The organism is Rhizohabitans arisaemae, from assembly GCF_025996515.1.
In the GTDB taxonomy this organism is placed as follows: domain Bacteria; phylum Actinomycetota; class Actinomycetes; order Streptosporangiales; family Streptosporangiaceae; genus Rhizohabitans; species Rhizohabitans arisaemae.
In genome coordinates this window covers 24,291-45,920 of record NZ_BLRH01000035.1, presented here as the reverse complement: position 1 = coordinate 45,920, position 21,630 = coordinate 24,291, and the positions used below count along the sequence as shown (strand labels likewise).

The 21,630-nt window shown below is 68.4% G+C and carries 16 protein-coding genes; 4 read left to right on the top strand and 12 right to left on the bottom strand.

What is annotated here, in order from left to right; translation table 11 throughout:
• The 8 genes from RUR_RS22410 to RUR_RS22375 form a co-directional block, all read right to left on the bottom strand.
• Nucleotides 1-777 (bottom strand): amidohydrolase family protein, encoded by a 777-nt coding sequence (locus tag RUR_RS22410; RefSeq protein ID WP_283137118.1) that lies wholly within the window; start codon nucleotides 775-777, stop codon nucleotides 1-3.
• A complete protein-coding gene (locus RUR_RS22405; RefSeq protein ID WP_283137117.1) occupies nucleotides 764-1,510 on the bottom strand; it encodes a cysteine hydrolase family protein in 747 nt (248 codons plus the stop codon). Before RUR_RS22405 ends, RUR_RS22410 begins: the two co-directional genes overlap by 14 nt.
• A complete protein-coding gene (locus RUR_RS22400; protein WP_283137116.1) occupies nucleotides 1,507-2,373 on the bottom strand; it encodes an NAD(P)-dependent oxidoreductase in 867 nt (288 codons plus the stop codon). The genes RUR_RS22405 and RUR_RS22400 overlap by 4 nt, the downstream gene beginning before the upstream one ends.
• 466 nt (nucleotides 2,374-2,839) lie before the next feature.
• Nucleotides 2,840-3,922 carry an ABC transporter ATP-binding protein gene (locus RUR_RS22395; RefSeq protein WP_283137115.1) on the bottom strand — a complete coding sequence of 361 codons (1,083 nt, stop codon included), beginning with the start codon at nucleotides 3,920-3,922 and terminating at the stop codon, nucleotides 2,840-2,842.
• A gap of 193 nt (nucleotides 3,923-4,115) precedes the next feature.
• The gene (locus tag RUR_RS22390) at nucleotides 4,116-5,165 is read right to left on the bottom strand and encodes an ABC transporter ATP-binding protein (RefSeq protein ID WP_283137114.1); all 1,050 of its coding nucleotides are present in this window, start codon (nucleotides 5,163-5,165) and stop codon (nucleotides 4,116-4,118) included.
• On the bottom strand, nucleotides 5,162-6,022 hold the full coding sequence (locus RUR_RS22385) for an ABC transporter permease (RefSeq protein WP_283137113.1): 861 nt from the start codon (nucleotides 6,020-6,022) through the stop codon (nucleotides 5,162-5,164). Before RUR_RS22385 ends, RUR_RS22390 begins: the two co-directional genes overlap by 4 nt.
• A complete protein-coding gene (locus tag RUR_RS22380) occupies nucleotides 6,019-6,963 on the bottom strand; it encodes an ABC transporter permease (protein ID WP_283137112.1) in 945 nt (314 codons plus the stop codon). Before RUR_RS22380 ends, RUR_RS22385 begins: the two co-directional genes overlap by 4 nt.
• A gap of 79 nt (nucleotides 6,964-7,042) precedes the next feature.
• Nucleotides 7,043-8,653, bottom strand: a complete 1,611-nt coding sequence (locus RUR_RS22375) for an ABC transporter substrate-binding protein (protein ID WP_283137111.1) — start codon at nucleotides 8,651-8,653, stop codon at nucleotides 7,043-7,045.
• A 119-nt stretch (nucleotides 8,654-8,772) separates the two neighbouring features.
• Here RUR_RS22375 and RUR_RS22370 point away from each other — a divergent pair, with 119 nt between their 5' ends.
• Nucleotides 8,773-9,672, top strand: a complete 900-nt coding sequence (locus tag RUR_RS22370) for a dihydrodipicolinate synthase family protein (RefSeq protein ID WP_283137110.1) — start codon at nucleotides 8,773-8,775, stop codon at nucleotides 9,670-9,672.
• Nucleotides 9,673-9,714: 42 nt separating this feature from the next.
• Here the strand turns inward: RUR_RS22370 and RUR_RS22365 are convergent, their stop codons facing one another.
• Entirely contained in the window at nucleotides 9,715-11,328 is a 1,614-nt protein-coding gene (locus tag RUR_RS22365; RefSeq protein WP_283137109.1) for an N-acyl-D-amino-acid deacylase family protein, read from the bottom strand.
• Entirely contained in the window at nucleotides 11,325-12,500 is a 1,176-nt protein-coding gene (locus RUR_RS22360; RefSeq protein WP_283137108.1) for a mandelate racemase/muconate lactonizing enzyme family protein, read from the bottom strand. Before RUR_RS22360 ends, RUR_RS22365 begins: the two co-directional genes overlap by 4 nt.
• A 163-nt stretch (nucleotides 12,501-12,663) precedes the next feature.
• Here RUR_RS22360 and RUR_RS22355 point away from each other — a divergent pair, with 163 nt between their 5' ends.
• On the top strand, nucleotides 12,664-13,407 hold the full coding sequence (locus tag RUR_RS22355) for a FadR/GntR family transcriptional regulator (protein WP_283137107.1): 744 nt from the start codon (nucleotides 12,664-12,666) through the stop codon (nucleotides 13,405-13,407).
• Nucleotides 13,408-13,436: 29 nt separating this feature from the next.
• On the top strand, nucleotides 13,437-16,247 hold the full coding sequence (locus tag RUR_RS22350; RefSeq protein ID WP_283137106.1) for an outer membrane protein assembly factor BamB family protein: 2,811 nt from the start codon (nucleotides 13,437-13,439) through the stop codon (nucleotides 16,245-16,247).
• Between the two features lie 100 nt (nucleotides 16,248-16,347).
• Here RUR_RS22350 and RUR_RS22345 read toward each other — a convergent pair whose 3' ends face one another.
• On the bottom strand, nucleotides 16,348-19,353 hold the full coding sequence (locus RUR_RS22345) for a HEAT repeat domain-containing protein (RefSeq protein WP_283137105.1): 3,006 nt from the start codon (nucleotides 19,351-19,353) through the stop codon (nucleotides 16,348-16,350).
• A 404-nt stretch (nucleotides 19,354-19,757) separates the two neighbouring features.
• Between RUR_RS22345 and RUR_RS22340 the strand changes: the two genes are divergently transcribed.
• Complete coding sequence (locus RUR_RS22340; protein ID WP_283137104.1) at nucleotides 19,758-21,068, top strand: aspartyl protease family protein; 1,311 nt, start codon at nucleotides 19,758-19,760, stop codon at nucleotides 21,066-21,068.
• A 142-nt stretch (nucleotides 21,069-21,210) separates the two neighbouring features.
• Here RUR_RS22340 and RUR_RS22335 read toward each other — a convergent pair whose 3' ends face one another.
• Nucleotides 21,211-21,627 carry a VOC family protein gene (locus RUR_RS22335; RefSeq protein ID WP_283137103.1) on the bottom strand — a complete coding sequence of 139 codons (417 nt, stop codon included), beginning with the start codon at nucleotides 21,625-21,627 and terminating at the stop codon, nucleotides 21,211-21,213.
• Nucleotides 21,628-21,630 lie beyond the last annotated feature (3 nt).

Below are 21,630 nucleotides of genomic sequence, written 5' to 3'. Positions count from 1 at the left end.
TCACAGTCTCCTCCCGAACAACTCGTCGGCACTGCGACCCAGCACGAACTCCCGTTCCCGGGCGGACAGGAAGGGCATGTGGTCGGTGACATGGCTGATGGCGTCGGTGTAGGTGGCGTCGGTGCCGCCTTCGCGGTTCCAGTCCCCGCTCCACATCAGGCGTTCCGCGCCGAACGCCGCCAAGGACATGCGCAGGTACGGCTCCGCGTCCGGGTAGGGGTAGGCGGTCGCGGCGTTGTGGAAGAACCCGGACCAGGTGGCGGAGGTGTTCGGGCGGGTCGCCAGCCGGAGGAACCGCTGAAAGCCGCGATACGGTTCGGGGTCGTCGGCGAGTCTCAGCCAGCCGAGGTGCTCGAACCGGAAATGCACTCCCGGATACCGGTCGACGACGCCCAGGAACGCGTCGTCGGCCACGGCGTCGAACGGCCCGGTGACACTGGCGACGAGCCGGTGGGTGTCCATCGCCTTCCACACATCCGCAGGTGCGGTCGGCGGCAGCCGTACCCCGCCCAGGACGGCACGCCCGGCGAGTTTCTCGATCTGCCGTGGCGCGTCCCGGTCTCCGGCATCCACCAGCCCGACTCCGGTGAACAGCTCCGGATACTCCTGGACACAGCGCTCCAGGTAGTCGTTGTCGGGGTTGCCGAGATGCTGAACGAGTACGGCACGGGTGACACCGTGGGTCCGCATGGCGTGGAGATAGTCCTCCACCGGCCGGAACTTGGTGAGTCCCACGTGGACGTGGCAGTCGACGATCACGCGGTCAGTTCCCGTCATGAGCGCCCGCCAGCCTCGCACAGGCCGCCGCAAACTCCGTCGAGGTGGCGGTGTATCCGACGTTGGACTCGATGTACCGGATCGCGATCAGGTTGGCGAGCTCGCCCTCCCGGGTCTCCGGATACTCGAAGGTACGGACGCAGTCGCGCAGGACGATCACCCGGTACCCCCGGTACATCGCCTCGGTCACCGTGTTCCCGAGACAGACCCGGGTGTCGAAGCCGACCACGACCAGGTCGGTGATGTCCCGCGAACGCAGGGTGGAGTCGAGCGTCGTCTCGAAGAAACCGCTGTACATCTGTTTGCGGATCAACGGCTCCCCCTGACCGGGGGCGATCACATCGGAGAAGGCGAGGATGTCGTTGGGCTCCTGCCAGGCGTCCAGCACGTCCACATCGCAGACCCGCTGCGAGAGGTTGCGCCAGGTGTTGCGGTCGTTCAACCCCGGCGAAAGGTGGTTGGTGAGGTAGACGACCTGCAGCCCGGCCTGCCGTGCCGCATCCCGCGCCGGGACGATGTGCTCCGTCACGATCTTCTTGATCGTCGGGTCCGGGGTGTAGATCCCGGTGAGATCGGGGTTCTCGGCGTCGTCGTCGAACCCCTTGCCGTAGGCGTCCACGACGAGGAACCCGGTCCGTGCCGGGTCGAGCTCAAGCTGCTCCTCCGCGTGTCCGAGCGGGTTTTCGAACGACGGGTACAGCCGGTAGTACCGGCCGGTCAGGGTCAGCTTCATCGGTGTCCTTCGGTGTGCGCGGTCGGCATGGTTTGCGTGATGAGAGCCTGGGTGCCGCGGTCTCCGCCGTGCGCGTCGGCGACGGCCCGGCACAGATCCAGGACGAGACGCGTCCCCGGCAGTTCGCGTGCGTCACCGACCTCGCCGAGCGCGAGTCCGAGATCCTTGGCGAGATGTTCGATCTTGAATCCGGGCTCCAGATCCTGCTCGCTCAGCCGCGTCCAGGCGAAGTCGAGCAACGGGGAACCGGCGACCCCGACCCGCAGCGACTCGCGTACCCGGGCCGGGTCGAGGCCCACGGCTTCGGCCGCGGCGAACGCCTCACAGACGCCGAGCGTCACGTTCGCCACCAGGGCCTGGTTGATCAGCTTGGCCGCCTGCCCGGAACCGGCCGGTCCGTGGTGCACGATCGTCGTGCCGAGCACCTCCAGGACCGATCTGACCCGCTCGAACGCGCCGATATCCCCGCCGACGAAGACGGAGAGCCCACCACTGCGTGCCCCGGCCGGGCCGCCGCTTACCGGTGCGTCCAGGACCTGGCCGTGACCGCCCAGCCGGCGGGCCAGTTCGGGCGACGAGGTGGACATGTCCACCGCGACGGTGCCCGGCGAGGCGGCGGCGAAAATCCCGTCCGGCCCCAGGTACGCCGTCTCGACGTCGGCGGGAAACGGCAACATCGTGACGACCAGGTCACGTTCCCGAGCCGCCTCGGCGATCGACCCGGCCCACTCCGCCCCCTGGTCGAGCAGCGGCTCGGCCTTGGCGCGGGTGCGATTGTGCACGGCCACCCGATACCCGGCCGCGAGCAGCCGGGCCGCCATCGGCTCGCCCATCAGCCCCGTGCCGATCCACCCGATCCTCATTCGAACCCTCCACAAGCCCAGGCCGCCGCACTTACCGGCGTGCCGTCCAAACCGCACGTACGGCGTGCGAACACAGCGGCGTCATCACCTACGGAAGCCGATCGGCCCCCCATCGAACCGACCGGCCCGTTTCCCGAACGTCGCCGTCGGGGCGGCGAACTTCGAAAGCACTCATCTGCCCGCTCCGACAACCGGCAGGCAGCACTCACCCCGGAGGCGGCTCCGGACACAGCGGCGTGCGGCGACCCAACCCATCCGAACTCAGCCGAAGCGCAGCCCACCCAACTCAGCGCCGAGCCACCCCCAACCGGCGGCATTCCACGGTCACCGACCCAGCCTGACCAGCGACCCACCGGCTTCCTCCCGCCAACCGACCTAGCCGGACTAACCAGACAATCGACGGTCCGGGTGAACACGATGTCGTCACCGACCGCGGAATGGGTCGTCGGCTCGACCCGGACATCGCTCATCCCGACCCTCCCGGCAACCGGGCGGCCAGGTTCACCGGGCCAACGGCCGAATGTGCGCCCGGCGCCGCGTCACCGAACTCAGCGGCTTGAGACCCTGGGACGTCGGCGAAGTGGCAAGCGGCCATTCCGCCGCCGGGCGCCGGACTGAGCGGGGGTCGTGCTTCACGGCAGCGTTCGGGACGGCCCAGCTCACGCCAGAGCGCGCATCGAGGTGCGAAATGGCAGCCGGTCGCCGTCGGCTCCGAGTCGGAGATCTCACCCTGGATCACCGTCCGGGTGAAACCGCCACCCGGCTGGAAGGCCGGGATGGAGCCGACCAAGGCACGCGTGTACGGGTGCACCGGGTTCTCCAGCAGCCTGCGCCGGGGTCCGATCTCCACCAGGCGGCCGAGGTACATCACCGCGATCCGCTCGCAGAGGAAGTACACCGCGCGTAGGTCGTGGCTGATGAACAGCATGGCCAGGCCGAGCTCGCGCCGCAGTCCGGCGAACAGGTTGAGCACCTGAGCCTGCACCGAGACGTCCAACCCGGAGACCGGCTCGTCGGCGATCACAAGCGACGGCTGCAAGGCAAGCGCGCGGGCGATGCCGATACGCTGCCGTTGCCCACCGCTGAACTGCTGCGGATAGCGGTCGAGCATCTCGGGGGTGAGGCCGACGCGGCGCATCAACTCGCCGATGCGCTCCTCCAGCTCCCGTCCGGCGGCGAGACGGTGGATCTCATACGGGTCGGAGAGCACAGAGCGAATCGACCGCCGCGGATTGAACGCGTTCTGCGTGTTCTGGAAGATCATCTGTACGTCACGGCGGAACTCCATCAACCGCCGGCCGGACAGGTCGCGGAGATCCTCGCCGCGTAGCTCGATCCGGCCGGAGGTCGGCTCCTCCAGCCGTACGATCATCCGCCCGATCGTCGTCTTCCCCGAACCGCTCTCCCCCACCAGCCCGAGCGTCTCGCCCTGATGGATGTCGAACGAGACGTCGTCGACCGCCCGGACCACCGAGCGGCCGGAGCCGAATCCCCGTTCCCGGAACTCCTTGCCAAGCCCGCGCACCGACAACAGCGGTATCCCGCTCATCGACCCACCCCCTCGGCATTGCACAAACCCGACGGCCCAACGTGACGATCGCTGAGAGCGGCACCCTCGACAGCGCAGGGGGCAGCACCCCCCACGGCACAGATGGCTGAGCTCACGACGGTTTGGGGAACCGAACGCCAACCTCTCCCAGGCCCGTGACCGAACCCAGGCACCGGAAACGGAAGCTCTCCGATCATCGAACCAGCCCTCCTACCGCCTCCACCAAAGCATCCGGGAAGTGGCATCGGCTGCGCCGCCCGGCCGAACCGCGGGAATCGAGGGTGGCCATGGCCGGGGCGACCGAGGTGCACTCGGCCGGGTCACCCAGCCGCCGACGCAACGGGCAGCGCTCGGCGAACCGGCAGCCGACGGGCCAGGCCCGTGGATCGGGCGGAGCACCGGGAATCGTGGTGAGTTCCTCGGGGGGTTCACCGCCCAGCGGCGGTATGGCATCGAGCAGGGCCTTCGTGTACGGATGGCCGGGGGCCGCGCAGACCTCGGCGACGGAGCCGGACTCCACGATCTGGCCCGCGTACATCACCAGCACCCGATCGCAGATCTCGGCCACCGCGGTCATGTCGTGGGTGACGAACAGGATGGCGGTCCCGGACTCCTCCCGTACGTCGAGCAGCAGACGGAGGATCTGTGCCTGAATCGTCACGTCCAGCGCGGTGGTCGGCTCGTCGGCGATCAGCAGGTCCGGCCCGAGCTGGACCCCCATCGCCACCGCCACCCGCTGCTGCATGCCGCCGGAGAGCTCGTGCGGATAGCGCCGCACCTGTGTGTCCGGCCGGGGCAGCCCGACCCGCCGGAGGATGTCCAGGATCCGGCCCTGCCGCTCGGCCCGTGGCAGCTCGGGCAGGTGCCGGGCGAGCCCCTCGTCGACTTGGGCCCCGATCCGGGTGACCGGGTTCAGCGCCGCACCCGCGTCCGACGGGATGAGCGCCATCCGCCGGCCTCGTAGCCGAGCCAGCTCGCGTGGCCCCAGTCCGGCAAGCTCGGTGCCGCGCAGCCGTACCGAACCGCCCACGATCCGACCGGGGCGGTGTACCAGGCCGAGCAGGGCCAGCATGGTCACGCTCTTGCCGCTGCCGGACTCGCCGACCACACCCACGATCTCTCCGGCGGCGACGTCCAGGTCGACCCCGTCGACGGCTCGCACCACGCTTCCGGTCAAGGGGAACTCCACGGCGAGGTCCCGCACTTCGAGAACGGTGCCCCCCGTTTCATCGAGCGGCGTCAACTGATCCTCCTGGCGTCGAGCCGATCGCGCAGCGCATCGGAGAGCAGGTTCACGGCGAAGACCGCGACGACGATGGGGACGCCCGCGACCAGGGCCAGCTCGGGCTGGGCCAGAATGAACTCCCGGCTCTCGGCCAGGCGTGAACCCCAGGAGGCCTGGGGCGGCTGCACGCCGAGTCCGAGGAACCCCAGCGCCGCCTCGTCGAGGACGGCGAAGCCGAGCAGCACCGTCGTCTGCAGCAGGACGAGCGGGGCCAGGCCGGTGAGGATCTCGGTGCGGATCACCCGCCACCGTGAGGCGCCGAGGACCCGGGCCGCGTCGATGTAGGCCCTGGATCGGATGCCCACCACGGCGGATCGGATGAGCCGGGTGTAGAACGGCCAGTACGAGAGGCCGAGCGCCAGCACGGTCGTGGTCACCGAGGCACCGAAGACGCCGACCACCCCGATGGCCACCAGGAGCGAGGGAATCGCCAGGAACAGGTCGACCACCCGGGTCACCACGAGATCCACCCAGCCGCCGAGGAACCCGGTGAGCAAGCCCAGCGGGATCGCGACGGCGGTGGCGATGCCGACCGCGCCCAATGCGATCAACGCGGTCGCCCGCGCTCCGGAGGCGATCCGGCTCGCCACGTCCCGGCCGAGTTCGTCGGTGCCCAGCCAGTGTTCCGCGCTCGGACCGGCGAAGCGGTTGGCGATGTCGATGGCGTACGGGTCCTTGCCGATCACCCAGGGACCGATCGCCACGGTGAGGACCACAAGGAGGCCGAGTCCCGAGCCGATGGCGGTGCGCAGCGGCATCCGGCGGCGGACCGCCGCCTTGGGTGCGGTCGTCACGACCATGGTCTTGGCGGTCACGTCAGCCTGACCCGGGGGTCGAGCACGCTCTGGACCAGCTCGCAGACGAGGTTGACCGTGATGAAGAGGCCACCGTAGATAAGCAGCAAGGCCTCGATCATCGCGTAATCCCGTTCGACCACCGCGCTGGCCACCAGCCGTCCCATGCCCGGCCAGTTGAACAGCGCCTCGACCACGATCGATCCGGCGATCAGCGAGGCGACCGTCACCCCGAGGGCGGCGACGAGGGAGGGCAGCGCGTTGCGCAGCACGTATCCCATGGAGATCTTCCTTGGTGTGAGGCCCTTCGCCTGCGCGAACGGGACGAACGACTCCTGAATCGTCTCCACCACCGCCGATCTGGTCAGACGTGCCAGGTAGGGGCTGATGGCCAGCCCCAGCGTCACCGCGGGCAGGAGCGTCAGCCGCAGGCTCTGCATCGGGTCGTCGGCGAACGGCACATATCCCTGTGACGGCACCAGCCGCAGATTCACCGCGAAGACCAGCATCAGCAGCGTGCCCAGGAAGAACGCCGGTACGGCGAGCCCGAACAGGGTGGCGGAGGTGATCAAGGAGTCGAGCCGGGAGCCCGGTCGCATCCCCGCGGCCACCCCTGCCGGGATCGCGATCAGCAAGGAGACGAGCAGGGCGGCACCGGCCAGCTGAAGGGTGGCCGGGATCCGATCCACGATGATCGTGCTGATCGGCATCTGCGAGCGGAAGGAGACGCCCAGATCCCCCCGGGCGACCCCGGTGATCCACTCTCCGTACTGGCTGAGCAACGGGCGATCCAGGCCGAACTGCTCCCGCAGTCGGGCCACCAGGGCGGGATTGCCGTTCACCCCGAGCATCGCGACGATCGGATCGCCGGGAATCAGGCGGACGTAGATGAACGAGAGCACGGACAGCCCGAAGAGCAGGGGTAACGCGAGCAGGACTCTGCTGAGTGCGTACCTGAGCATCGCCCACCTTCCTTTCCGCGATCGGCGGTGGTCGCCGGGAACGACCACCGCCGATCGGTCAGCCGCGACGGCGGTGCGATCAGCCGACTTCGGCCCGGACCAGGTTGGCGGAGTCGGCGTCCAGCGGTGCGGTGAAGTTCTTCACCCGCTTGCCGACCGCCACCTGCGGCCACTGGTAGCCGATCACGAGCATCGGCAGCTCATCCGCCTGCCACTGTTCCAACTCCTTGAAGATCGCGCCGGCCCCCTCCGGACTGGTGGCGGCGAGCGCGTCGTCAATCTTCGCATCGATGGACTTATCGTCCAGATGGGTGGTCAGTGCGGTGAGGGAGCCCTTGCTGTGGAACCAGTTCTGGTACAGATCGGCGGAGCCACTGGCACCGGCGCCCCCGTGGTACATGGCGAACTTGCCCTTGGCCGCATCCCCCCAGTAGGCCGCCGGATCGTACTTCTCCGGCGTCACCTCGACGCCGATCTCCTTCAGGTTCTGCTGAAGCACCTGGACGTGGCAGCCGGCGGCGGGCCAGTTGGACTCATACGGCACCGTGACCTTGAACGGGGCTCCGTCCGCCATCCCCGAGACCCCCTTGGCGGTCCGGGCTCCGGCGGCGCCCTCCACCCAACCGGCCTCGGTGAGCAGCGCCTTGGCCTTGGCCACCGACTCCTGACGGCTCGCGGTCCGGTAGGCGTTGATCTCGGTGTAGTTCGGATCCCATGGGCGCAGGATGTTCCCGTAGGTGATGCCGCCGGTACCCGACCAGCAGGCGGTCTGCCGGCTCTCGCGGTCGACCGCGAAGGCGATCGCCTGACGCACCTTCTTGTCCGAGAACGGAGGCTTGGAACGATCCCATCCCCAGAAGAGCGGGGCGAGCGCGTCGGACTGGAGCACCTGCACCACACCGCCGGCCTTGAGTCGCTCGGCGTCGACGTATCCGATGTTGGCGATGTCCCCCGAGCCGCTCTCCAGCGCGGCGGCGTGCCCCGCGGGGTCCTCGGAGAACGTGTACTTGATCTTGGCGATCTTGGGCGGGGTCGGGTATCCCGGGTTGACCTCGAAGGTCGCACTCCCCTTAGGGATGTACGAGGTGAGCTGCCACGGCCCCGAAGTGGCCGTCGGCTGCACGAAGTAGTCGGACTTCGCCTCCACCGCCTTCTTCGACAGGATCCCGGCGCTGCCCGGGCGTCCCACCGTCTCGGGGAAGACACTCGACGGCTTGGCGAGGGTGAACCGGATCGTCTTCGGGTCCACCACCTCGACTCCGGTCAGCGTGGAGAGCAGGCCCTTCATCACCTCCCCGGCCTTCATCCGGTCGAAGGAGAACTTGACGTCCTCCGCGGTGATCGGGGTGCCGTCGCTGAACGCGGCCTTGTCCCGGAGGGTGAACGTATAGGTCTTGCCGTCCGGCGACGACTCCCACTTCTCGGCGAGCGCGCCGATGAGTTTGCCGGAGGCGTCACGTTCGGTGAGGGTTTCATACATCATCGCCATCGGGATGCGTGAGGCATCCGAGGCGGCCAGATTGGGGTCGAGGCCCTGACTCGGCTCCGGTTGGAGCATGGTGATCTCGGCGACGGCAGGCGCGGAGTTCCCCGCCCCGGATTCGGATCCGGATCGAGAGCCACCGCAACCGGCCAGCGCGGACGCACCGACCAGTACAGAGACCCCGAAAAGCGTTGTCGTGCGTCGCATCCCGCCTCCTTGGCGTCCCGTGTGGTAGCGCAGAGACTAGGCGTGGCCCGGACCGGGCGTCAAGACCCCTGACTTAGGACATAGGTGTTACATTACCTCTCACGTACGAGAGGACGGTCATGCAACCCACCACCACCTGGGGCGGGATCTTCCCCGCCGCCCTGACGATGTTCGACGCGGACGGCGGGCTCGACGAGGACGCCACCGCCGCAAACCTGGACCGGCTGATCGGGGAGGGCGCGCACGGCCTGGTCGTGGCGGGCACCACCGGTGAATTCATCTCGCTCTCCGGCGAGGAGCGGCGCCGACTCTTCGAGCTGGCCGTGAAGACCGCGGCGGGCCGTGTTCCGATCATCGCCGGCACCGGGGCCTTCGGCACCGCCGAGACGATCCGGCTGACCCGGGACGCCGCCGAGGCCGGCGCCTCCGGCGCGATCGTGATCCTGCCCTACTATCAGCGCCCCCACCGCGAGGAGGTGATGGCCCACTTCCGGGCGGTCGGCCGGGCGGCCGAAATCCCGATCATGGTCTACAACAACCCGACCAACTCCGGGACCGAGCCGCTGACCGCCGCCGACCTCGGCATCCTGCGGCAGGAGGGCGTCGCGCACGCGGTGAAGAGCACGTTTCCGACCGTGCACCAGGTCCATGAGGCACGTAACGCCACGGACGAGGACTTCCGGGTTTTCTACGGCAGCTTCATGGCGCCGCTGGAGGGCATGGCCGGCGGTGCGCACGGCTGGGTGAGCGGCATCCTCAACGTGGTCACCCCCGACGCGATCACCCTCTGGAACGCCGTACAGCGCGGAGACCTGCCCGCCGCCCGGGCTGCCTGGGAGCGCATCCTGCCGATCAAGTACCTCTACACCCGGCAGCCCCTCGGGCCGGTCAACGACCTGGCCATCTACCGGGAGATGCTGGAGATGCGCGGTCTGCCGGGCGGCCACAGCCGCGCGCCGCTGCTTCCGCTCACCCCGGCCCAGCGCGAAACCCTCACCCGGCTGCTCGCCGAGCGCTGATCCCGGACCGGGGCTGCCCCGCCAGGCGGGGCAGCCCGAAGGTCAGCGAACCGCGCCGGGGCCGAGCAGGGCACGACCCGGTGTCGCCCCGGTCAGCACCCCGTCGTCGAGGACAAGCCGTCCGTTGACCGCCACATAGGACATACCCAGGGCGAGCTCCCGCGGCCGTTCGTAGGCGGCGGGCGCGTGTACGGTGGCCGGGTCGAAGACCACCAGGTCCGCCTTCATTCCGTCCCGGAGCAGGCCCCGGTCCGAGAGCCCGTGCCGCTGCGCGGGGAACGAGGTCATCTTGCGGATCGCCTCGGGGAGCGAGAGCAGCCGCTCCTCACGGACGAAGTCCCCGAGAACCCGGGCGAAACACCCGTATGCCCGTGGACTCGGATAGGCACCGATGAGCACCGAGTCGCTGGCGATCATCCCCATCGGATGGCAGACGAACTTCCACAGGGTCATCGCGTGCGGGCTGGGCCGGGTGAAGGTGGCGCCCGGATTGGCCACGGCCAGACCGCACAGCACCTCGGTCAGATCCCCACCTCGCTCGACCACGACATCGGCGAGGTTCCAGCCCTCGAACCGCAGGTCCGCCGGGTCGGTGAGGTTGCCGATGCGCACGTCGGCGAAGGGCCGGCTCACCGCATACTGCCGGACCGCCGCACCGTCCATGAGCTCGGCTCGGATCCGGTCACGCAGCGCCGGGTCGGAGAGCCGCTCCTGAAGCGGATCCGGTCCGTCGGCCTGGAGCCAGCCCGGGAGCAACCGGACCAGCCGGGTGCCGCCCCACTCGTAGGGATAGGTGTCGAAGGTGACGTCCAATCCCTCGGTGCGGGCGTCCTCCACCAGGTCGAGCATCCGCTGCGCTCCGCCGGTGTAGGTCGCCCTGGACGAACGGGAGAAATGAGTTAGCTGTACAGGAATGTCGGCCTTCCTGCCGATCTCCAGCGCCTCCTTGAACGGGTCGAGATAGGTGTCACCCAGCGCGTACCGCACGTGGGTGTGGTAAATCCCGCCGAATCGAGCGGCTTCCTTGGCAAGCCGGACGAGTTCCTCGGTGTCCGCATAGGAACCCGGCGGATAGTCCAGGCCCGTCGACAAGCCGAGCGCGCCTTCACGCATCGCGTCCCTGACGGTCCCGCACATCCGATCGAGCGCGACCGCGTCGGCCGGGGCGTCCGACCAGCCGAGCGCACTGATCCGCGGGGCGGTGTTGCCCACGAACACCCCGACGTTGACCGCGGCCGAGCCGTCGTAGCGAGCGAGCAGTTCAGCCACGGACCGCCAGGAGTAGTCGATCTCCGGATGACCGGCGATGCCCGCATTCAGCCGTACAAAACGCACCAAATCCGCAGGGTCATCGAACGGGGCGTAGGACAGTCCGTCCACGCCGAGAATCTCGGTCGTCACGCCCTGCCGGACCTTCATCTCCAGCGTCGGGTCGACCATCAGCACCAGGTCCGAGTGGGAGTGCGCGTCGATGAAGCCCGGTGCGACGACCTGGCCCCGGGCGTCGACCCGGCGTTCGGCCGGTACTTCGGACACATCGCCGCGAAGCACGTACACGCGATCCCCGCGCACGCCGACGGCGGCGTGGAAGCCGGGGTTCCCCGACCCGTCGACCACCAGCCCGGAATGGATGATCAGCTGGTACGGCTCGGTCATCGCGTGCCGCCCTGGTCGAGTTCGGGCTTGAACGGATGCTTGACGATCTCCTCGACCCGCAACCGCGTCCCCAACCCGGGCTCGTCGGTGACCACCCACTCCCCGTTCTCCACCCGCGGCGGATTCTCGGTGTATCTCTCCCAGTACCTCATCTGGGTCGGCGTGATCATCGATTCGGAGATCAGCAGGTTCGGCAGTGTGGCGCCGAGGTGCCAGGTCGCCGCGCTCTGCAGCGGCCCGAACGGATTGTGGAAGGCGATGGACAGCCCGTGCACCTCCGCGCAAGTGGCGATCTTGCGAGCCGCGGTGATCCCCCCGCAGATCCCGACGTCCGGCTGCACCACCGCGACCGCGTGCGCGCCGATGAACGGGGCCGAGCCGAAGTGGTTGCCCCACCGTTCGCCGGCCGCGATCGGGGTGGTGGAGCGACGGCTCACCTCAAGCATCGAGTCCACCCGATCGGCCGGCACCGGCTCCTCGATGAAGGTCAGACCGTACGGCTCCAGCGCCTCGCACAGCCGGATGGCGTTGGCCACGTTGAGCCGTCCGTGGCAGTCGAGCATCAGGTGGACGTCGGGGCCGACCGCCTCCCTGGTCGCCTCGAAGTACTCCGCGATCATCGTGAAGACCCCGGTGGGGAGCAGCTCGGTCTCGGTCTGCCGAGCAGGGATCATCGCAGGCTGGTCGTGCCGAACGCTCGTCACCTTCTCGTAGAAACCGGGAAGGGTGGTCTTGACCGCTTTGAAGCCGCGATCCACCCGATCGCGGACCTCGGCCGCCATCTCCTCCGGCGACCCGCCCGCCTTGGCGTGGGTGTAGACCGGCACCCGATCCCGGAACTTCCCGCCGAGCAGGCGGTGTACGGGCACACCCAGAGCCCGGCCGTTCAGGTCCCAGAGCGCCTGGTCGATCGCGCTGATTCCGATGGTGAGCAGGGTTCCGCCGAGGAACGCGTCCCGGTACATGCGTTCGGCGTGCTGTTCGATCCGGGTCGGATCCCGTCCGATCAGATACTCGGAGAGCTCCTCGATGAGAGCGGAGACCGACCTGGTACGGCGGCGCATCGCCACCTCGGCCTCGCCCACCACCCCTTCGTCGGTCTCGATTCGGAGGTAGATGGCGTTGTAGAAGCCGAAATCGGCGATCCACTGCCGCACACCGGTGACTCGCATGACACCTCCACATGTCAACTCATTGCCGGACAATGTAACCCAGGTTAGGCCCTAGGTCATATCTCCTGTGTCCTGTGTGGTTTTCGAAAACCGCTAAGCTGTCGTCCAGGCGTCCTGGCCGCAGGCCGGCTCGGCAACGACCAACTTCAAAGGGGTGACCGGTGTGACCGGGACATCAGGACCGGAAGGGCAGTGGCGGCACACCCGGGTACCGCTCGGGAAACAGATCGCCGACCAGCTCAGGGAGCTGATCAAAACCGAGGGCCTCGGCGACGGCGATCCCCTGCCCTCCGAGTCCGACCTGGCCGCGCGGTACGGCGTGAGCCAGCGAGTGGTCCGCGACGCCCTCCGCACCCTCGCCAACCAGGGCGTCGTCGCGACCCACCAGGGCAAACGCGCGACGGTCAGCAGCCTGCGCCCCGTCGCCGTGGAGGACTACTTCCGGCTCGCCGTGGATGTGGACCAGGACGCCATCGACGAACTTCTCGAACTCCGGCTCGCCATCGAGACCAAGGCCGCCGGGCTCGCCGCCACTCGGTCCACGGTGGAGGAGATCGCCGAACTCCGCATCATCATGGCCCAGCTCAGCGAGGCCGAGGACGACCTGACCCGCCGGGTCGAGCTGGACATGGCCTTCCACGACAAGATCGCCCATGCTTCGCGGAACCGTTTCTTCCAGTCGATCCTGGACGCGCTGGCCGAGGCGCTCACCGCCGAGCGGCACCGCGGCGGTGAGCTCACCGAGGCCGCCGGGCTCACCCACGCCGAGACGAACACCCAGCACCAGGCACTGTTACTGGCTCTGGAGGCGCGTGACACCCAGCTCGCCGAGCAGTGCATGCGGGCCATCCTGGAACGCGCCCGGCAACACTTCCGCGACCTGGACAGCGCGACGGCGGAGAAGTAACCTCTGTCATAGGACAGATGGAGGTGCCGATGTCACGCTGCGGCGAATGGTGGGCTCCTCGCGGCGACGGCCGTAACCTCGCCCGCGCGGACCTGCCCGGTGGCTACCGCGGTGCTCCCGTGGAAACCTGGTCGCTCGACACCGGCGGAGACGTCCTGTTCGCTCGCACTGTCCGGATCAGGGGTGACGACGCCCTGCTGGTCCAGGCAGGCGGCACCCTCGCCACGACCCGATGGGACGGCACACCGATCTGGCGCGCCGACACGCTCGGGGTCACCCGCGTGCTCCACGCCGGACGGTTCGGGACCCCCGGCTCCTGGCAGGCCCTGGTCACCACGGATGAGCGCACGGTCGCCCTGCTCGACCTGGACACCGGGACGATCAGCTGGACGTGGCGCACCGAAGCCCAGGCCAACCTCACCGGACCCGGCGGCTCCAAGGTGTTCGGGAACCCCGGGGCCCTGCGCTGGGTCTGCTTCCCGACCTATTCGACCCGCGGCCGATGCGTCGAGTTCTCCGACCCCGACCGGCCGGGTGTCCTGTGGGACGTGGACTACGGCGACGCCTACGACTCCGGCTTCGGGCCCACCCTGGTCGTCGCCGACCTGACCGGGGGCGGCCAACCGGAGATCCTGCTGTCCAGCCGATGCGGCACCGGGTACCCCCGCGACGACACCGAGGCCCTGGTGCTCGGGCGTGACGACGGGCACCTCTACCAAGCGATCGTGGACACCGACACGGGTGCGGTACGGCGAACCGCGCGCTACCGGCCCGACCCCGGCGACTACCCGTGCGCCCGGCCGTACGGGCTTCTGCAGGCGGTCGCCCTGGACGAGGGGTCACAGCTCGGGGCGGTCCTCGTCAGCTGCCAGGTCGAGGAGTTCGTCTCGGTGACCGCGCACTCGGGCGGGGAGCTCCGGCGCGCCTGGGGGCACTTCGTGGAGAAGGACTGGCCCCTGGACCACCGCGAACTGCGACCGCAGATCACCTCGATCGCCGATCTGCAGGGCACCGGGCGCCCTGAACTCGTCGTCGGACTCTGGCAGGACGAGCAATGGCACACCCTGGTGCTCGACCTTTCCACCGGCCCGGCGTCCGGCGACCTGGTCTCCGGGGCCCGCGCCGCGCTGCCGGGACGATACTTCTGGGGCTGTCACGACCTGAACGGCGACGGCCGGCCCGAGCTCGTGGTCAGCCGCGAGCCCGCCCGGCGGACCGCGAGCCGGAGCGTGCTGGAGATCGTGGACGGCACCACCCTGGAGACGCTCGCCACCCTCGACGACGCCGCACTGCTGCTCTCCGGCGACTCCCCGCTCCCCGAGCACGTGAACTTCCACGCCGAGCGGCGCAGCGCCGTCGAGGTACGCGACTCCGCGGGTTCCCCGGGGCTCCTCGTCCGGCGCGACGACGGCGTCCACCTGTGGAACGGCCGGGCGCTGCACAGACTCGCCGGACCGGAATACACCCGGGCCGACTGGCACGACGGGGAGCTCATCCTCACCACGGCGGACGGCCTGGTCAGCCGATGCGGACCCGACCTGCGCCCGATCGGCGATCCCGTGCGAACCTCAGGCCGGTTCTGCCAGCCCCTCGTCTGGAATCGGGAACACGGCCCCGAGATCGTCGTCGACCTCGCCGGTGGAGTGATTGTGGGCCTTCCACCTGGTATCGACCTGCCAGGAGCGCTTTCCCGCAGCTCGTCCGTGATGGAGGAGGCTTCGACAAACCACTCCGAAGCTCCGCCGTCCCGAAGCCCGTCCATCGTGGAGACAGGCCAAAGAGTCCACGCGGAACGGACGAGTCACGGAACTCAATCCTCCAAAAGCCCCTCCATCGTTGAGACTTCCCGGCGAAGCCGGCCCTCGTGGTCGGTTCGCGGAACCATGCCCGCCCTGCACCGGGACGTGGCGGGAATCCGGCGGCTTGTGGTTTCCACCATGGACCGCGACCAGCCGGGGGTGACCGTGTATCGCGAGCCCGGCTCCCTGGGCGGCACGGCAACCGTCATCGGAACGCCCGCACCCCCGGCACTCGCGCTCATCCCCTACGGCGAAGAGTTTCGCCTGCTCACCAACATGCACACCGGTGTGCACACCGCAGCGCTCGCGGCACACGACTCCGACGGCAAGCCGCTCTGGGGCGACTCCCGGCACGGCGGGCACCCGTCCCAGCCCGGAGTCGTACCGCTTGGCGGGGACGACTGGCTCGTGGCCGCCGACGACCACGGCCGGATCCGCCTCTACCGGGAGGACGGGAAAGTCGTGGCGGAGAACGACTGGACGGCCGCGTACACCACACCGGTCGCCGTCCCGGCAGCCGACGGCGGGACCACGGCCCTGCTCAGGGCAGACGGAATCCACGGCATCGAGCTCATCGACCTCGACGGCCACACGATCTGGCGGGTCGGCACCGAGCTCTGGTGTTACTTCCCCGGCAGATCCGCCCTCGCCCGCGCACCCGAAGCCGGTTCGTGGCTGCTCGGCGCAGTCTCCCGCGACGGTGTCTTCACCGCCTATGACGCGGCCACCGGAACGGTCCGCTGGGAACTGGACACCGGCCCCACGATCCCGCAGCGCGCCGTCGCAGCCGGCGATCTCGACGGCGACGGCCGCGACGAATTCCTCGTCGGCACGCGAACCGGCCGTCTCCTCTGCCTGCGGGACGGTGAGATCGTCTGGGAACACCGGCTGCCCGCAGCCGTCACCAACCCCGTCCTCGCCGACCTCGACGGCGACGGCCTCATCGAGGTCCTGGTCTCCACCGCCGACGGCAAACTCCGCCTCCTCACCCCAGCGGACGACCAACCGGCTTCGGCGGCGAACACTCACCCGGCATCCTGAAGGTCAGCCGATCCTGACGCACCTCACCGCAATTGCAGTCGTCCGTCGTTCTGGTGTCGGCGACGACCATGGCCGTCCTCGACCTGGGTCTACGCCGGGGTCATCCCTCCCAGGTCACGGTTTCCAGGGGTCCGAGGTCGGCAAGGCCGACTCGGCCCTCGTGGCCCAGGGTCGTGATCAAGGATCTGGCCTCGTCGATGTCGACGTGACGACCATAGGAGCAGCGCTCGGTGACGTCCGGGGTTTCCGCCCAGAGCCGCAACCCTTCCTCCCAGCGGAACTGAAGGACAGTGTCGCCCGAGGTTTCGAAAACGGCGAAGTTGCCGACACGGGGTGTCAGCCGGAGCAATTGATCGCGGCAGTCCTCGGCCCGCATACGCAGCGAATCACCGTCGGCTTCCCACCTCCGGTCGTAAAAGACCGCCCTCAACCACGGCCCGACCTCGGCCTCTGAACCAACGATCCCGGGGAGTACCGCGTGTCTCCAAAAGCGGTGCCGATCGCGGCAGTCCTCGGCCCGCATACGCAGCGAATCACCGTCGGCTTCCCGTGTCCGGTCGTAAAAGACCGCCCTCAACCACGGCCCGGCCACGGCCTCTGAAGCGACGGTCCCGGGGTGTACCGCGTGTCTCCCGAAGCGGCGCCGCCGCCAGGTCAGGTCGACCTTGATGAAGTCGGCCGCATCACCACGCCAGCGCACGTCCAAGCCGCGGCGGCGGAGTACTTCAGCGATTTCCGCTCCAATGCGCACGATGTCCTTCCCATCCATGGCGCCGTACTTCAGCGAGACGATCCCGGTCTCCACCGCCCGTTCGGCGTCCTTCCGGTGGTAGAAGACGAAGCCCCGCGCTCCGGAAAGCTCCTCGACGAGTACACGGATCTCGGAGTACCCGCAGATCGAACAGCATGTGAAGATCTCACGGGAGACGATGCCCGCCATGGCGAGCTCGATCAACGCCAGGCTGAGCCGATCGCAGTCGGTCACCTCCGGCCAGTCCATCTGTTCCACTAGGTGGCGCGCGAGTTCCCGCTGCACAACCTTTACGGCGTATCGGTGGAGCTCGGCGGAGTCATCGAGCTCCTGGCTCCAGCTTTCCAGCACGTCGACGACCAGTTGCCGGTAGTCCTCCCGGGCCAGCGCCACCCCGAGCCGTACGCTTTTGGAGATCTCATCCCGAATCGACTCATTGATCTGATCGTACGTGCCGGCCAGAGCTCGGCGGAGGTGGCGACGGAGTTCCTCGTCCTCATCGAAGGGTCGCCAGCCGCCGAAGTAGCCGAGCCGCTCGTCCCGGGCGCACACTCGCAGAAGGAGCGTGACCGTGTCCGCGTTGAGGGAGCCGATCTCGGCAAGGTGGCGGGCTGCGGCGCGCATGACGGGCTTGGCGCTCTCCGTCGCAAGCGGTCGGATGGCGTCGACGAGGACCGGAAAGGAGTCACCGGTCAACCGCCAGAGCGCATATGCGGCCTCGACTTGGCTCCAGGTCGGAGGACCGTCCAGGAATTTGCGCAGCAAGGCCGCGTGACACGCTGCGGCGGGACCCAGGTCCGCCAGCCGCCGGCAGACTTGAGGCACTTTCGCCCGGGAGTCCCACGACTCACCGGTGGACTCCAGCAGGGACCTCGTGACCTCCAGTAGCGGGCCTGCCTCGCCCACTGTCCGCCACAGTGCCCAGGCGAGGTCGATCCGGAATCCGTCGTCCGCCGCCGACAGAAGCAAGGCACGAAGCTTGGGTGCGGCGGGGGCCGCCGCCGGGCCGATGGCGCCGAGGGCCTCCACCGCCCAGGTACGGGCTTCGCCGTCAAGCAACTCGATCAGTTCGGGTACGGCGGGCGCCGCAGCGGGTCCCCAGGCGGCCAGCACCTGCGCCAAAGCCCGCTTCAGGTCGTTCCCCTCGGCTTGGCTCAGCCCACGGCGGAGGGCCGGGAGCAGCAGGTCAGCCCATCCGGCCAGCCGCCCGAAGAGTTCCGGTCCTCCCGGAGGATCGGACATGTAGCTGGATTTCCCATAGTGATGCTTGAAAAGGGAGAAACCTAGCTGCTTTTCCGAGAGGCAGTCGATCAGGCCGGGAATCGCCCGTTCGTCCCCCGACCAGGCCAGACCCCACAGCGCGATCCTGCCGACCCGTCCCTCATCGGCCATCGCCGAGGCGAGCCGATCGGCGTGCGCCCTCGCCTGGCCGGAGGCGACCACGAGATGCGTCGCGTACTCCCGGAGCTTCTCATCCGGGCTGTCCAGAAAACGGGTCACCAACGGCAGAAGTTCAACGGTCGCGCCACGGGAAACGCTCATCAGGTCGGTGCAGATCCGCATCGCCGCCTGTCGGCACAGGGGGTCCTCGTGGCCGAACATCTCCACAGCGAGCCGGATACGAACCGGTAGGTTCCCGTTCAACGCACGGTCGACCATGAGCACCACGGTGTCGGGGCTACCGAAGACCCAGGGGCTCTTCCGCCAGTCCGCCAGATCCCCCTCGGACAGCGAAGCCAGCACGAGATCGAGATCCTCGGCGACCCGGCCCAGGGCGATCGTGGCGGCCAGCCGTACCTGCGCGTCGGCATGCCGCTGCAGATCCCGCAGCCAGGAGCGTGCGTCATCGGCGGCTTCGACGGCGAGCTCACCGACCGCCAGCACCAACCCCAGCCGCGCGGCAGGATCGGATTCACCGGGAAACGCGGCCATCAGCCGGGGATGCACCTGGGCGCCGCCGGCCGCCAGCGCATACACCGCGATCCGCCCGATCTCGGCGTCGTCGATCAGATCAAGCAGTCGGGGTACGGCCGCCGCCCACACCTCAGGCCAGGTCGTCGGCACCCTCTCCCCCTTGAGGCGGCGCGCTTCTCCAGCCAGATCCGCGAGCAGTTCGACGATCTCGTCCCGTCCCTCGATCCCGGGTGACGAGGCCAGCTCGACCAGGAAGGGTACGGCGGCGACCGCGGCCGAGCAGATCCAGCCGCCCTGATGAAACAGTTCGTCCTGCAGTTGAACACGAGCGGCACCCGATCCCGGCTTCGTCATCGCACGAAGCAGATCCGGGAGGTTCTCCCCGGTGCCATGGTTGTGCTTGGTCTGCTCCCAGCGCACCTCGTCGAGCCCGCTCAGCATGCCAGCACCACCACAAACCCACCTCATGAGGAAAATTCAGCTGATCTCATCTCAGTAAGATCGCCTACCGTACCCTCGCCGACGATCAGCGCCCCAGCGACCGATGTCGTTGGCCACGTGACAGATCACCTTCGGCGGCTCCCCCACCGGAGTCGTCGCGTCGCCGATCAGATACACGATCTCGCCCACTCCGGCAGCCTAAGCAGGCCCACCGACATTCCTCGGCCGACGCGAGCGTCGCGTGGCAGAGCGAGCTGCGCCGATAGGCGGCTATAGCGGTTGAGGCGTTTCGGCCGTGGGAGAGGGGAGCCGACTTATCCGTATGTAACGTGTCCCCGAGTCGAATAGCCGTGCGCTCCGATCAACTCGGCGGTGCGTTCAGCCACGACATGAGGAAACGAAGAATGACTCATTCCGACGATCTTCACAGCCCTGACCGGCGCGCATTCCTGCGGCAAGCGGGCCTGGCCGCAGGCGCGGGGGCGGCTCTCCCCCTCCTGGGGTCCACCCTGAGCCCGGCGCTCGCCGCCACTGGGGACCCCGATCAGCTGTTCAAGCAGGGCAGGTTCACCGAGGCCGAGCGCGGCTACCGGAAATTGCTGCACGCGAACCCGGACAACGCGCATGCGGCCGCCCAGGTCGGGTACATCGCCCTTCTCTCCAACAGATTCCAGGACGCCGAAACATATCTGACCAAAGCCACCGAGCTGGCACCGGATGACAAGTTCTCTCTCACGCAACTGGCGGATACTCTCGTCCGACAGGACAAGCTCGACCGCGCCGTGCCCTTCCTCGAAAGGGCAGGCAACAAGGGCTACGCCACGCAGCTCGCCAGCGTGCGCGGCACGCCGTACCAGGTGCACGGGGCGCAAAGCACGCGGATTCCGTTCCAGGGCCTGGATCCCCTGCCCCTCGTCGAAGCGTCGGTGAGCGGGAACAATCCGAGGAAGTTCCTCCTCGACACCGGGGGAACGCTGAGCCTCTCGATGGAGACTGCCCGGGAGGCCGGTCTTGAGCATGTGTCCACCGGCATGGCGCGGGCCGGCGGCCAGGTGTTCACCATGTACTTCGGCGTTCTTGACTCGTTCCGGATGGGCGACATCGAATTGCGCAATCTCCCCGTCCACTGGCACGACGCCAAGATGCCTGCCGCACTCGGCGATCCTCAACCGTCAGGCGTCATCGGAACCACCATCTTCTACCACTTCCTCACCACGATGGACTACGCCGGGCGGGCACTCGTTCTGCGGCAGAAGAGCAGAAGGAATCTGAGTGATTTCCAGGCCGAGGCGAAACAGGCCGGCGCCGAGAAACTGCCGCTGTGGCTGGCCCACGGTCACTTCCCGTGCACACGGGGCAGCCTCAACAATCTCGGGCCGAAAATGGTCTCCCTCGACACCGGTGGCGCCGGCAACATAGGCGTCGTCACGAACGCGGAGACGGCCAAGCGGGCGGGCATCAGGGTGGACTACGACCGCCCGGCATGGTTCAACAAGATCCCTGTCTTTCCCTGCGTCCCGGACAAGGTGAGCCTCGGGAATGCGGTCGCCCGGGACCTCTACTCCATCGCGGGCCCGCTGCTGATGGACGATCGATTCAGGTTTGAGACCATCGCCAACTTCACCCATGCCTTCTTCAAGCCTTACGCCATCACGTTCGACTTCATGGACATGAACTTCTACATCACCGGCAAGTCACTGAAGACCGCGGCCTAAGCAGCCACACCGACAATCAGCGGCCGATCGTCCCGGCGAACCTGTGCGCCCGTCCCCTGACGGACCGGCGCAGGTTTCCTGAGGATGAACGCCCGCGGGCCGTACCGGCTCTCATCGGCACAGTACGGCTCCGCGGGCGCGGTCATCCCTGCATGGACTGGAGAATCTCCAGGTAGTGCGGGTTGTACATGACGCCCAGGATGTTCCCGAACGGGTCGACGACGGAGGCGGTGACGAAGCCGGCTTCGCGCTGGATGATCTGCTGGTGCTCCTTGGCGCCCATCGCGAGCAGCCGGTCGTAGGAGGCGGCGACGTCGTCGACGTGCCAGTAGACGACGGCCCCGCCGGGCTCGCCGATCGGCCCGTGCGGCGCGTAGCCGCTCTGGATGATGCCCAGTTCATGCTGGTAGTCGCCGAGCCGGAACTCGATGTAGGCGATGCGGCCATCCGGTCCCGACCGGACGAAGTACGGCTCAAGGCCCAGCAGCTCGGTGTACCACTCCTTGGCCGCCTCCAGGTCGTCGGCCCAGAAGCTGGTCGTGGTCAGTCCTCGCAACATGGT

Excerpts from the sequence above, each read along its gene's own strand:
- RUR_RS22410 (WP_283137118.1), bottom strand. The coding sequence starts at position 777 with ATGACGGGAACTGACCGCGTGATCGTCGACTGCCACGTCCACGTGGGA.
- RUR_RS22405 (WP_283137117.1), bottom strand. The coding sequence starts at position 1,510 with ATGAAGCTGACCCTGACCGGCCGGTACTACCGGCTGTACCCGTCGTTC.
- RUR_RS22400 (WP_283137116.1), bottom strand. The coding sequence starts at position 2,373 with ATGAGGATCGGGTGGATCGGCACGGGGCTGATGGGCGAGCCGATGGCG.
- RUR_RS22395 (WP_283137115.1), bottom strand. The coding sequence starts at position 3,922 with ATGAGCGGGATACCGCTGTTGTCGGTGCGCGGGCTTGGCAAGGAGTTC.
- RUR_RS22380 (WP_283137112.1), bottom strand. The coding sequence starts at position 6,963 with ATGCTCAGGTACGCACTCAGCAGAGTCCTGCTCGCGTTACCCCTGCTC.
- RUR_RS22375 (WP_283137111.1), bottom strand. The coding sequence starts at position 8,653 with ATGCGACGCACGACAACGCTTTTCGGGGTCTCTGTACTGGTCGGTGCG.
- RUR_RS22370 (WP_283137110.1), top strand. The coding sequence starts at position 8,773 with ATGCAACCCACCACCACCTGGGGCGGGATCTTCCCCGCCGCCCTGACG.
- RUR_RS22365 (WP_283137109.1), bottom strand. The coding sequence starts at position 11,328 with ATGACCGAGCCGTACCAGCTGATCATCCATTCCGGGCTGGTGGTCGAC.
- RUR_RS22360 (WP_283137108.1), bottom strand. The coding sequence starts at position 12,500 with ATGCGAGTCACCGGTGTGCGGCAGTGGATCGCCGATTTCGGCTTCTAC.
- RUR_RS22350 (WP_283137106.1), top strand. The coding sequence starts at position 13,437 with ATGTCACGCTGCGGCGAATGGTGGGCTCCTCGCGGCGACGGCCGTAAC.
- RUR_RS22345 (WP_283137105.1), bottom strand. The coding sequence starts at position 19,353 with ATGCTGAGCGGGCTCGACGAGGTGCGCTGGGAGCAGACCAAGCACAAC.
- RUR_RS22340 (WP_283137104.1), top strand. The coding sequence starts at position 19,758 with ATGACTCATTCCGACGATCTTCACAGCCCTGACCGGCGCGCATTCCTG.
- RUR_RS22335 (WP_283137103.1), bottom strand. The coding sequence starts at position 21,627 with ATGTTGCGAGGACTGACCACGACCAGCTTCTGGGCCGACGACCTGGAG.